8 protein-coding genes are annotated in these 12,740 nt (G+C 42.6%); 3 read left to right on the top strand and 5 right to left on the bottom strand.

The annotated features are described in order from the left end of the window. Window position 1: 1 nt before the first annotated feature. Entirely contained in the window at window positions 2-415 is a 414-nt protein-coding gene (locus LA303_RS11500; protein WP_240525528.1) for an ExbD/TolR family protein, read from the bottom strand. 29 nt (window positions 416-444) lie between these two features. Beyond that, window positions 445-1,143: a MotA/TolQ/ExbB proton channel family protein gene (locus LA303_RS11495; RefSeq protein ID WP_240525527.1), complete on the bottom strand. Its 699-nt coding sequence runs from the start codon at window positions 1,141-1,143 to the stop codon at window positions 445-447. A 268-nt stretch (window positions 1,144-1,411) separates the two neighbouring features. Between LA303_RS11495 and nhaD (LA303_RS11490) the strand changes: the two genes are divergently transcribed. Then, a complete protein-coding gene (nhaD, locus tag LA303_RS11490; RefSeq protein WP_240525526.1) occupies window positions 1,412-2,848 on the top strand; it encodes a sodium:proton antiporter NhaD in 1,437 nt (478 codons plus the stop codon). Window positions 2,849-3,046: 198 nt separating this feature from the next. Beyond that, a complete protein-coding gene (nhaD, locus tag LA303_RS11485; RefSeq protein WP_240525525.1) occupies window positions 3,047-4,489 on the top strand; it encodes a sodium:proton antiporter NhaD in 1,443 nt (480 codons plus the stop codon). Between the two features lie 74 nt (window positions 4,490-4,563). Here the strand turns inward: nhaD (LA303_RS11485) and LA303_RS11480 are convergent, their stop codons facing one another. From LA303_RS11480 to LA303_RS11470, 3 genes are all read right to left on the bottom strand, one after another. Further along, on the bottom strand, window positions 4,564-5,625 hold the full coding sequence (locus tag LA303_RS11480; protein ID WP_240525524.1) for an anhydro-N-acetylmuramic acid kinase: 1,062 nt from the start codon (window positions 5,623-5,625) through the stop codon (window positions 4,564-4,566). A 2-nt stretch (window positions 5,626-5,627) separates the two neighbouring features. After that, window positions 5,628-6,914, bottom strand: a complete 1,287-nt coding sequence (locus LA303_RS11475; RefSeq protein ID WP_240525523.1) for a UDP-N-acetylmuramoyl-tripeptide--D-alanyl-D-alanine ligase — start codon at window positions 6,912-6,914, stop codon at window positions 5,628-5,630. Window positions 6,915-6,987: 73 nt separating this feature from the next. Continuing rightward, window positions 6,988-8,457, bottom strand: a complete 1,470-nt coding sequence (locus LA303_RS11470) for an SUMF1/EgtB/PvdO family nonheme iron enzyme (RefSeq protein ID WP_240525522.1) — start codon at window positions 8,455-8,457, stop codon at window positions 6,988-6,990. Window positions 8,458-8,862: 405 nt separating this feature from the next. Between LA303_RS11470 and porU the strand changes: the two genes are divergently transcribed. Further along, a complete protein-coding gene (gene porU, locus LA303_RS11465) occupies window positions 8,863-12,663 on the top strand; it encodes a type IX secretion system sortase PorU (RefSeq protein WP_240525521.1) in 3,801 nt (1,266 codons plus the stop codon). The last annotated feature ends 77 nt before the right edge of the window (window positions 12,664-12,740 follow it).

Raw genomic sequence — 12,740 nt, 5'->3', positions numbered from 1 at the left:
GTTATTTGTTCGGACGGGTTGCCAAAATCATTTTGTGTTTCGTGTGGTATTGCCGGTTAATTTGATTAATGGCGTCAATTACAGTAACGATATCCTGAACCGGAACAGATTTGTCTGCTCTTAAAACAATGGTGGCCTTGGGGTCGGTTTTTATCCGGTTATAAAGTTTTTCTTCAAGTTGGGCCGGAGCCACCGGTTTGTCTCCAATAAAAAAATGGCGTTCCTTGTTGATATAAACCGACAAACTTTGTTTGGCCATGGTTTTGCTGTTACTCGACGGGAGTAATAATTTGATGGCATTGGGAGCCACCAGGGTGGACGTTAGCATAAAGAAGATTAACAGCAAAAAAACCAGGTCAGACATGGATGCCATGCTGAAACTGGAATCGATCTTATTTCTTGTTTCTATAGCCATTTTCAGGTGTTTTTGTTTGGAGTAACGGTTTACTTTTTAGCCGGTTCGTGGAGTAAGTCCATAAATTCGGATGTCCGGATTTCTAAAATGTAAACCACCTTTTGAATGCGGGCTACCAGCACGTTGTAAAAAATGTAAGCCGTGATACCAACGATCAAACCGCCTACCGTGGTAATCATAGCCTGATAGATTCCGGTAGACAGCAACTGGATGTCAATATTGTTCCCTGCCATCGACATGTCATAAAAAGCACGAATCATCCCGATAACGGTACCCAAAAAACCGAGCATGGGAGCTGCGCCGGCAATGGTAGCTAGTCCGGCTACATTTTTTTCCAGTTTGGAAATTTCCAGCTTTCCCACATTTTCGATGGCGGCGTTAATATCGTTGAGCGGTTTGCCGAGACGGAGCAACCCTTTTTCGATCATTCTTCCAATGGGTGAATTGTTGGTTTGACACAATGCTTTGGCCGAATCCAGCTTCCCGGCAAGAATAAATGAACGAATGTTGTTCATGAAGTTTTTGTCTTCGCGTGCCGCCCGGCTGATGACCAGGTATCTTTCGATAAAAATATATACGGCAATAATCGAAAGAACGCCCAAAATGGCCATAATCCACCCTCCTTTGATGACCAGTTGGATTATCGGAAGCGTAATTTCGCCTTTGGCTGCTTCCGGGGTCAGGGCTTGTGCGGTTTCATGAAGTTGAAGAAGAAGCGCTGGTATCATATGCTGCTTTTTATGTTGTTTGTAAAAAATGTAAAATTAAATGCTCTGCATTGATGTTGAAAAACTGTTGGGTATTCTTTTAAACAACATGCTGTTAGTTTAACTGAAAATAGAGGATTTTATTATTTCAGAAAACCATAAAATTGATGCTATTTAGACCTCATATAAATTTTTCCTGTGCAAATTTTAAAAGCCGGTCGAATAGAATTCTTTCCTTACATTTGCCGCGATTAATTTTCATTCGTATTATTAACAAAATCAATCAAATATGTTTACTTTCACCTTGATGGTGGTGATTTTTATCCTCGGATATACCGCCATAGCTTTAGAAAACCCGCTGCAGATAGACAAAGCAGCTTCGGCCCTTTTGCTGGGCGTATTGGTGTGGGGAATTTACCTGTTGGATGTTTCCAATATCCTTTCGCTTGGTTTCAGCGATGCCTGGGCGCACTTTAGTCACAGTACAATGATGCAGGACTTCGTAAAAACGCATCCGGAAGCAACCATGCTGGAGAAGATGCGTTATTTCGTTGTGGATAACCAGATTATTGAACATCTGGGCGATATTAGTGAAATCCTTTTCTTCCTGTTGGGTGCTATGACCATTGTGGAAACTGTAGACCAACACCAGGGATTTAAACTGATTACCGACAAAATTACCACCACAAGCAAGGTAAAACTTTTGTGGATCCTGAGTGTCCTCACCTTTTTCATGTCGGCAGTGCTGGATAACCTGACCACAACCATTGTTATTGTTACCCTTTTGAACAAATTGGTGGACGACAAGAAAACCCGTTGGTTCTTTGCCAGTATGGTAGTTATTGCAGCCAATGCAGGTGGCGCTTTTTCACCGATCGGCGACGTAACCACCATTATGCTGTGGATTGGCGGACAGGTAACAGCAGCCAACATTATTGCCATGGTATTTGTTCCAAGTGTTTTCAATATGCTTTTCCCGCTGGCCATTGTTTCAATTTATATGCGGGGAACCATTAAAAGACCCAAACTGGATGAAACCGAGACGGCAGCATTTACCACTCCCGGTGAAAGAAAACTGTTGCTGATTATGGGAATCGGTGCTTTGGTATTCGTTCCTATTCTGAAAACCCTGACCCATTTGCCTCCTTACATGGGCATGTTGTTTGGTCTGAGTATTATCTGGATTACGACCGAATTAATTCATAAAAATAAATCGGCAGAAGACCGTCGTAAACTTTCTGTGGTAGGTGTTCTGAAAAAAGTGGATATCCCGACGATCTTCTTCTTCCTCGGTATTCTGTCGGCAGTGGCTGCACTCGAGTCGGCCGGACATTTGGCATTGGCCAGCCACTGGTTGGACAAAAACGTTCATAACATTTACGGAATCAATGCCGCCATTGGTTTGTTATCATCCATTGTAGACAATGTACCGCTTACTGCCGGAGCTATGGGAATGTATCCTGTTCTGACCCATGCAATGGTCGAAGGACATCCGTATCTGCATCATTTTGTTCAGGATGGTGCTTTCTGGGAACTGTTGGCTTATGCTGCCGGTACCGGTGGAAGTATCCTGATCATTGGTTCTGCTGCCGGAGTAGCTGCCATGGCTCTCGAAAAAATCGATTTTATCTGGTATATGAAAAAGATCAGCTGGTTGGCTTTGATCGGATACTTTGGTGGTATCTTCATTTACTGGTTACAGGATTTAATTTTATTCCACATGTAATGATAAAATCACCGGGAAAACCGGTTTAAAAATAAAAACCCGCCGTCTGAAAAGTCGAGCGGGTTTTTTTGTGCGCTGTATCACATTTTATCTGTAACCGGTATAAAATAGATTGTTTTAGAAATTTTAAGACCAAAATCAACTGGTTATAAAATTTCAAATAAATACTTTTGCACCTAAATTTTAAAACTTAAGACGATGACAGCTTTTATACTGATGTTGATTGTTTTTGTGCTGGGCTACCTGGCCATAGCACTGGAAGGCCCCATAAAAGTGGATAAGGCGGCCTCGGCACTTTTGTTAGGTGTGATTATCTGGGTAGTTTATATTTACGGACTCCCCGATGTCCTTAACCTAGGATTTAGTCCGGCCTGGAAAGAGTTTCTGAAAAGCTCCGATCTGGCGAACTTTAAACACAAATACGAAGGTGCTACTCTGTTAGCCCAGATGAAATATTTCATTACCGATCACGAAGTGGTACAACATCTTGGTGATTTGGCACAAATTCTCTTTTTCTTGCTGGGTGCCATGACCATTGTGGAAACCGTAGACCAACACGAAGGTTTCCGGGTGATTACCGACCGTATTAAAACCACCAATAAAGTAAAATTGTTGTGGACAGTAGCTACTATCGCTTTCTTTTTGTCAGCTGTATTGGACAACATGACCACGACGATTGTAATGATTGCTTTGTTGCGGAAACTGATTGACGATAAGAAAAGCCGTTGGTTTTTTGCCAGTATCATTGTGATTGCTGCCAATGCCGGGGGTGCTTTCTCGCCCATTGGCGATGTGACGACCATTATGCTGTGGATTGGCGGACAAATTACAGCACTGGATATCATTGCGATGGTATTTGTTCCCAGTGTTATCAGCCTGGTTATTCCGCTGGCTGTGGTTTCTATTTACATGCGCGGGCATGTGGAAAAACCGGCAGAAGATAAAAGTGACAGCTTTAATACCCCGCAACGCGAAAGAATTCTGATGCTGGTTTTGGGTATTGGCGGATTAATTTTTGTTCCTATTTTTAAAGAATTAACCGATTTGCCTCCCTACATGGGAATGTTGTTCAGTTTAGGTGTTATCTGGGTAGCCACCGAATTTATTCATAAAAAAGGTACCGAAGAAGACCGCCGGCGGTTTACTGTGGTCGGTATCTTAAAAAGAGTGGATATTCCTACGATTCTGTTTTATCTTGGTATTTTGTCGGCCGTTGCTGCACTGGAATCCGCTGGTCATTTACAGTTAATGGCAGAATATTTTGACAAACACATGCATAATATTTATGCCATCAACGGATCTATCGGATTGCTGTCGTCTATTGTAGATAATGTGCCGCTTACTGCTGCTGCCATGGGAATGTATCCGATTATGACCCATGCGATGGTGGCTGCTTCAGCTGAACCTGCTTTTATGCACCATTTTATGGTGAATGGCGCTTTCTGGGAACTGTTGGCTTATGCTGCCGGTACCGGTGGAAGTATCCTGATCATTGGTTCTGCTGCCGGAGTAGCTGCTATGGCTCTCGAAAAAATCGATTTTATCTGGTACATGAAAAAAATAGCCTGGATTGCTTTGATTGGTTATTTTGCCGGTATTGCAGCTTATTGGTTGCAAAACGAATTGATTTTCCATCACTAGAATTTAATCATTAGAAAATAAAAAAGGTCATCAGCAACTGCTGATGACCTTTTTTTATTGTTTTACAATCTGTTTCAGGGTTCATAGATCACTCCGGCAGAAGTGTCTTTTGTGGCTCCCGTAGCTGTAGCCAAGCAGTTTATTTTGCCCTGATAGCGCAGGACTCCCATAAAAGCAAAGATTAGCGCTTCTTTAAAATCAACGGTAATCTCATCCGGTACATCAACCGATTTATCCGGACATTCCTGCCGGATGGCTTCTACCAGAAATCCGTTGCGTGCACCGCCACCGGTAAGAAGCATGCTTTTGCCGGGTGCCTGTTTTACCGCTTGTGCAATTTGAAAAGCAATGTGTTTCACCACGGTGTAAAGTTTGTCTTCCACCGTTGCCTCTGATGCATCAAGCAGCGGGATAAAAAGGGCTTTTACCTGTTCATTGCTCAACGATTTAGGATAAGGTTGCCGGTAAAAATCAACCTGATTCAAAGCATCGAAAAGGGATTTGTCCAGTTTTCCAAGGGCCGCGGTTTCCCCGTTTTTATCATACGCTTTTCCGGTTTGCCGGCTCAGGTAATTGAGTAGCTGGTTAGCCGGACAAACATCAAATGCCACCCGTTTTTCTTTCTCCCGGAAAGAGATATTGGCAATGCCCCCGAAATTGATACAATAGTCATATTCGCCAAAAAGCAATTCATCGCCAACAGGCACCAGCGGAGCTCCCTGGCCGCCATATTGGATGTCCTTGTTCCGGAAATCGCTCACGGTAGTCAATCCTGAAGCTGTTGCCAAAGCCTGTCCGTCGCCCAGCTGAAAACTAAACCCTTTTTCCGGCTGGTGAAAGATGGTATGGCCGTGTGAAGCAATGAGTTCCGGTTTTAATCCGTTTTTCTGCAAAAAAGCGGCAGCTTTCTCTCCCAGGAATTTTCCATAAGCAATATGGTTTTCAATAAGTCGAACTCCCCGGGCAGAGAAACTCTCCTGTAATACCATTTTCCATTCTTCGTCATACCCAATGGTGTCGGCAGCCGCGATGCGGTATTTCCATTTTTGTTTTTCCTGCCAGAATTCACAAAATGCCAGGTCCAGGCCATCCAGCGAACTTCCCGACATGATCCCCAGTGCCGTTATTTTTTTCATGATCACAAATATTGTATTAAACTTTCCAATGCCATTCCCCGTGAGCCTTTTACTAAAATATGCCTGTTTTTCACCGGATGAGACTGAAGAAACCGGATGGCTTCTTCGGTAGTTTTAAACCTTTTCCAGGGGGTTCCGGCTCCGGCTTTGTAAAATGCTTTTCCCGTTAAAATGATATCGTCTATTCCTGTATTCTTCAGTTTTTCAACAATTTTCAGATGTTCGGCTTCTTCAGCTTTTCCCAGTTCAAACATATCACCCAGAATCAATAAAGGATGGGGAAAATGATGTCCGACGAAGTCGTCAATGGCCAGTGCCATACTTTCCGGATTGGCATTGTATGCATCCAGGATGATCTGATTGTGAGAAGAAAAAACCCATTGTGACCGGTTGTTTTTGGGTTCGTATTTTTCAATAGCCTGCCGGATGTTGTTGTTTTTGACCCCAAAGTAATTGCCTACGGCTATTGCTGCCATCACATTGGCAAAATTATAGCTGCCGTAAAGACGGGTTTTTATTTCGCCATATTTTTCCCATTCCACAACAATGGATGTTTGATTTTGCTTTAAAATTCCGGCTACATCGGCTGGCGGGGTTCCGTAGGTAATGCGCCGGATTTGTCCGGAAAGCTCCATGAGCAGCGGATTGTTCCGGTGAACAAAAACGAGTCCGTCTTTAGATTTTATCCATTGGTATAATTCGTTTTTGGTTTTGATTACTCCGTCAAAATCACCAAAACCTTCAAGATGGGCTTTCCCTATGTTGGTGATCAGCCCGTGGGTAGGCTGGGCCATTTGGCACAATGCCGCGATTTCTCCCGGATGGTTGGCTCCCATTTCCACAATGGCAACTTCCGTTTGTTTGTTGATGTTTAAAAGGGTAAGCGGAACGCCAATATGGTTGTTGAAATTCCCCTGCGTGGCGCAAATATTTTTTTCAGAAGCAAGAACGGCTGCACAAAGTTCTTTGGTCGTGGTTTTCCCGTTGGTTCCGGTAATTGCCAAAACAGGAAGGGTAAACTGACAGCGATGGTATTGGGCCAGTTCTTGTAAAGCCTGTAAACTGTTTTCAACCAGAATGTATCTCGGATCATTGTCCGGCGGAACAACTTCCGGGTCATCAACAATCACGGCAACGGCGCCTTTTTCCAGTGCTTGTGGGGCAAAACGGTTTCCATTAAAATTTTCTCCTGAAAGGGCAAAAAACAAACATCCGTCTTCCATTTGACGGGTATCGGTACATACTTTGCCCGTTTTCTGAAAAAGCTGATATAAGGTTTTCGTGTTCATTTTCTATACATAAAAAAAGGACTGTTCCGGAAAAATGAAACAGCCCTTAAAAATACTTTAAAATGTAATTAAATTACTTTCTTCTTGCTTTTTTTGATGCTTCCGGACTTCCTACACGGCTCATGGCGCAGCGGAAACCTACTGTAGCCGATGATTTATCTTCATCCATGTACCGGCGAACACCCGGACTCAGGTAATACGGCGGATCTTTCCACGAGCCTCCTTTGATTACTCTTGATTTGCTGTTTATCAGCGATGTAACACCATATTCTGCAAATCCTTTGCGTTTGGTTTCGCTCATGTTAAAGTTATCCGGCGGCGGTCCGTTGCTTTCTAACTGGGCCATTTTGCTTTTGCTCAATGGTACCATCGGAATGCGGCCTAAACTGTCTTTTTGGGCTACCTGACCGTCAGCATCTCTTTTGATGACTTTAAAATTATCACCGAAATACGGATCAAAATCGGAAACTTCACTGAAAGCAGTGGGTGAATAACGGTCGAGAACCCATTCGCTCACGTTTCCGGCCATGTTGTACAAGCCAAAATCATTAGGCCAGTAAGAGAAAACCGGTGCCGGAATACTGGCTGCATCATTCAGATCGCCGGCTACCCCCATATAATCGCCTTTGGCAATTTTGAAGTTAGCCATAAAGCTGCCGAAATGTCTTTTATTTGTTGAACGCAAACTTTCTCCGTTCCAGGGATAGGTTTTCCTTTCCACAATACGGTTGTTTACCGTGTTTCCTACCAATCCCAGTGCGGCATATTCCCATTCGGCTTCGGTGGGTAAGCGGTAGTGTGGTAGTAAGATTCCGTCTCCGTAACCGACTTTTCGTACTCCGGTTCCGTTCGGATTTAAATCTTTCTTGCCTTCTTTTACCAGTCCTTGATATTGTCCTGAAAGATAAGCTTCTGTATTAAAACTGTTGTCATCTTTTTGGTCTGGGTCATAGTCCAGGTATCCGGCATTGATAAGCAGTTGTTCGTTAACGCGGTCGGTACGCCATGCAGCATAATCATTGGCTTGTAACCAGCTGACTCCTACTACAGGATAATCATGATAAGCCGGGTGGCGGAAATAATTTTCCACCAGGGGTTCGTTGTAGGTCATTTTGTTGAGCCAAACCGTGGTGTCGGGAAGGGCTTTTTTTACCACTGTAGGATAATCGGCTCCGTAAACCCGCTGTAACCAGTAAATATATTCCAGATAGTCTAAGTTGCTAACTTCCGTTTCGTCCATGTAAAAACTATTCACCGTTTCCTGATGGGGGCGGTTGTCCCACTCGTAAAAAGGAGTTTCCTGTGTGGCTCCCATAGTGAAAGTACCTCCTTCAATAAAAACGAGTCCCGGACCTGTTTTTTGTTCTTTGGCCGGAGCCACTTCAAAACCGCCGTTTTTCGGATCGTTGTATGCCCATCCGGTAGTACGCGAAACATTTTTCCCTCCTCCTTTGTTGCTGCATGATGTGCCAAAAATCATGAAGCTGCTGAGTGAAAGAAAAATAACAAAAATTTTATTCAGCTTTAGCATTTTTGTTGCCATTAATTTTTCTTGATGTATAACTATTTCCTCCGATTTTTATTGTTTTATGCCGGAAATTTCTTTTCCCATAAAGGTGCAAATGTAAATAATTAACCCGGAAAAGGTAATTTTTCTAAAAAAATTATTGTTCTCTGTTTTGTTTATAAAAGGAAATGATTTGGATGGTTTTTTGGAAAAACGGAACAATTACCGTGCAGATTTAAAACTAAATTTTAAATCTGCACGGTTAGAGCTAAGTTTGACCTGCGATCAAAAAAGGAGACTGTTTTATGGGGCCTTAAATGGTGGTTTATATGTCGTTATGTGTTTCCCAAAAGGAGCCCTGAAAAGAAAATAAAAACTCTTTTTTTTCGTTGGTAAAAAACAATTACCTATTTCAATATATTTGCCTTCGAAATCATTTTTATGCGCTTCAGATTTATTACGGTTTTTCTTCTGACGTTTTTCCTGTTTCCCATGGTAAGCCGTGCGGTGGACTATTCTGTTCGCGACTCCATTCAGTGGCAGGGGATGCAGCGGTTTCGTACGGAACAGGGTAATGTGTTTCGCCGTTTATCTTTCCAAAATGCTTTTTTTTCTGGTCTCGAATCGCTCCCTGTGTATAAAAAATTACTTCCGATACATTCCGGGAATGTTCGTATTCAGGCAAAACTCATTCCGGTTTCAGTAGCTCCGGCAGACAGTAACGCGGCAGTGTGGCTGGCAGAAAAAAACTTTTCAGATACAGCTTTTCGGGTTCAGGCATTCCTGGTGACAGCACGCAAACAGCCTTACGCTGAAATACAGCTTACGCCGGTTCGTTGGAATGTGCATGCCAAACGATATGAGAAATTACTTGTCTTTGCCGTGAAAATTACGGTAACGGATTTGCCGTTAAAGCAAACAGCATTGAAAATGTCGGAGGTAACCCATTCGGTACTGGCCGAAGGGGATTGGTTTAAAATCCGGATTGATAAAAGTGGAATTTATAAACTGACTTACGATGAGCTGAAAAGCATGGGCTTTCCTGTGAGTAAAAATCCGGCCTATTTTGCGCTTTATGGAAATGGAGGAGGCGTTTTGCCTGAAAAAAATAATGATCCGCGTCCGGCAGATTTGACGGAAAATCCTATTGAAGTAGTAGATGGCAAAGATGGTGTTTTTGGTCCTGGCGATTATATTCTTTTTTATGGCAAAGGCCCGGTAAGCTGGAAATACCAGTCTTCTAGCGGTACTTTTTATCACCAAAATAATCCTTATGACGATTATGCTTACTATTTTTTGACCGTACAGCAGCAACCCGGGTTGCGGATTGAACAGGATACGATTTCCGGAAATCCTGATACGGAAATCAATACTTTTACTGATGTGGCTTGTCATGAAAAAGATGAACGGAATCTGGGTAATACAGGACGTACCTGGTATGGCGAGGTGTATGATCTGTCAACTTCTTATACTTTTGATTTCCATTTCCCACATGTCGATCAAAATGCTCCGGCATTTTGTAAAGCGGTTTTTGCTTCCAAAGCCTATTCGTCAAACCGGTTTTTAATCTATACCAATGATCAATTACAAAAAACACTGGATATGCCATTGACCGGAACCAGTGGGTACGATTTGGGAAAAGCAGGCAGTACACAGTTTACATTTAGCCCTGCAGGAGATGATGTTTCGGTGAAAACGGTTTTTCAAAGAAGTTCATCTTCTTCAGTGGGATATCTTGATTACATAGAGCTGAATGTTCGCCGGCAACTTGTTTTTGATGGCGGACAAATGACTTTTAGAAATACCTTTTCCTCTGGGAATGTGGCAGAATATCATTTAAAAACTTCCGGCAAAGTGGAAGTATGGGATGTAACGGATCCGCTTTCAGCCAAAAAAGCAGAAATAAAACAAACAATGGATGGTTTTACTTTTTTGGCCCATGAAGCACCGGTGAAAACGTTTGTTGCTTTTGACGGAACCGATTTTTACAAGCCCGAGTTTGTGGAAAAAGTGGAAAACCAAAATTTGCATGCAGTAAAAGATATTGATTTATTAATAGTTGCTTATCCTGATTTTTTGGAACAGGCCCAGCGACTGGCCGATTTTCACCGGGAAAAAGATGGAATGAAAGTTTTTGTGACTACTCCACAAAAAATCTACAACGAATTTTCTTCCGGGGCACAGGATGTTACGGCTATTCGTGATTTTGTGAAGCACATTTACGACAATAGTTCTCCGGGAAGTGAATTACGGTATTTGCTTCTTTTTGGTGATGCCTCTTTTGATTATAAAAACCGGGTTCCCGGAAATACCAATTTTGTTCCTTGTTGGGAAAGTGTGGAATCGCTGAATACCATTAATTCCATTGCGTCAGATGATTATTTCGGTTATCTGGATGATGGAGAAGGAAACAGCCTTGATGACCGGGTAGATATTGGTATTGGCCGGTTTCCGGTCGATACGCCGGAAGAAGCAAAAGAAGCCGTAGATAAAACCATTCGTTACCATTCAAATACGCCGGAAACGCTGGGTCCCTGGCGGAACCGGCTGACTTTTGTGGCTGACGACGGAGATTATAACCGTCATCTGAATGATGCCGAAACGCTGACCAAATACCTGAATGAAAATTATCCGGTGTATGGAATCAGTAAGCTTTATCTGGATGCTTTTCCGCAAATTTCTACGCCGAGCGGACAAAGAGCTCCGGCATTGAATGATGCCATTAACTCTGCTATTGATGCTGGTACACTGATCTTTAATTATTCTGGTCATGGTGGTGAAGTGGGCTTGGGGCACGAACGGTTTATGACCATATCTGATATTAATTCATGGACGAATAAAGATAAATTAACTGTTTTTATTACGGCTACCTGCGAATTTACCCGGTATGATAACCCGGAATTGGTTTCGGCCGGAGAAGATGTTTTCCTGAATCCGGAAGGTGGGGCAGTGGCTTTGTTTACCACTACCAGGGCTACTTACGCCAGCGCCAACCTGGCCTTGAATATGGCCATTTATCAAAACAATTTATTTGAAAAAACAGATGGACATTATCCTTGTTTTGGTGATGTGATTATGCATTCCAAAGTGTTGGGTGGAAATAACGATAAAAAATTTATTTTGATTGGTGATCCGGCCCTGCAGCTGGCTTATCCTGAAAACCGGGCCAAGACCACATTTATCAATGCCAAAGCAGTGGTCGAAGGCGTTCCGGATACCCTGAAAGCCTTGGCGAAAGTATCGATTCAGGGAGAAGTAGTGGATGAAAACGGACAAAAACTGGACCGGTTTAACGGGACTATTTTTTCTACGGTTTACGATAAAAAATCAGCCATTTCTACGTTGGGTACTGACCCGGACAGCCGGGTGACAACATTTTACGAATGGAACAGTATTTTGTTTAAAGGACAGGCAGCCATCCAAAACGGAAACTTTGATTTTTCGTTTGTTGTGCCAAAAGATATTGCTTACAAGTATGGAAAAGGCCGGATTAGTTACTATTTTGACGATGGAGAAAACGATGGCCATGGATATGATGAAAATGTTGTAGTGGGTGGATATGACGACCAGGCACCATCAGATACAACAGGACCGGTTATACAGCTTTTTATGAATGATACTACTTTTGCTCCGGGAGGCATTACCCATGCTGATCCGGTACTTTTTGCCCGGTTGAGCGATAAAAGCGGGATTAATACCACCGGGAATAGTATTGGCCACGATATTGTGGCAACGCTCGATGGAAATACCCGTGAAAGTTATAACTTGAATGCTTACTACGTGGCAGATCCCGGAGATTTTACACATGGAACCATTCGTTATCAGTTGAAAGGACTTTCGGATGGCGAACATACAATTCAGCTGAAAGCATGGGACTTGTATAATAATTCTTCCACAGCGGAATTGTCGTTTGTGGTCGAATCTTCTTCGCGTTTGGTCGTGGAAAACCTGATCAATATTCCTAATCCGGTTACTGATGCCACCGATTTTGTTTTTGATCATAATCAGGCTGGAGAGCCATTAACGGTAACCATTGATATTTTTAAACTCGATGGAAGAAAAGTAAAAACTATCCATACCGAATTTATTCCGTCAGGATTTAGCTCCGGACGGATTCACTGGGATTGTACCAATGATTTTGGTGCAAAAATCGGCCGGGGAATTTATGTTTACCAGGTACAGATTACCAATGAATCCGGGGAAACCCGGTTTTTGCGGAATAAATTGGTATTTATTCGATAACAATAACTTATGAAAAAAAGTTACGTTTATAATAAAACAATTTGATTTTCGTTAGATTTGCACACCATTTTTTAGAT

Origin of the sequence: Candidatus Sulfidibacterium hydrothermale (genome assembly GCF_020149915.1) — a bacterium.
Taxonomy (GTDB): domain Bacteria; phylum Bacteroidota; class Bacteroidia; order Bacteroidales; family F082; genus Sulfidibacterium; species Sulfidibacterium hydrothermale.
This window is presented reverse-complemented; position numbering and strand designations above follow the sequence as displayed.

Excerpts from the sequence above, each read along its gene's own strand:
- LA303_RS11480 (WP_240525524.1), bottom strand. The coding sequence starts at position 5,625 with ATGAAAAAAATAACGGCACTGGGGATCATGTCGGGAAGTTCGCTGGAT.
- nhaD (WP_240525526.1), top strand. The coding sequence starts at position 1,412 with ATGTTTACTTTCACCTTGATGGTGGTGATTTTTATCCTCGGATATACC.
- LA303_RS11500 (WP_240525528.1), bottom strand. The coding sequence starts at position 415 with ATGGCTATAGAAACAAGAAATAAGATCGATTCCAGTTTCAGCATGGCA.
- LA303_RS11470 (WP_240525522.1), bottom strand. The coding sequence starts at position 8,457 with ATGGCAACAAAAATGCTAAAGCTGAATAAAATTTTTGTTATTTTTCTT.
- LA303_RS11475 (WP_240525523.1), bottom strand. The coding sequence starts at position 6,914 with ATGAACACGAAAACCTTATATCAGCTTTTTCAGAAAACGGGCAAAGTA.
- nhaD (WP_240525525.1), top strand. The coding sequence starts at position 3,047 with ATGACAGCTTTTATACTGATGTTGATTGTTTTTGTGCTGGGCTACCTG.
- porU (WP_240525521.1), top strand. The coding sequence starts at position 8,863 with ATGCGCTTCAGATTTATTACGGTTTTTCTTCTGACGTTTTTCCTGTTT.
- LA303_RS11495 (WP_240525527.1), bottom strand. The coding sequence starts at position 1,143 with ATGATACCAGCGCTTCTTCTTCAACTTCATGAAACCGCACAAGCCCTG.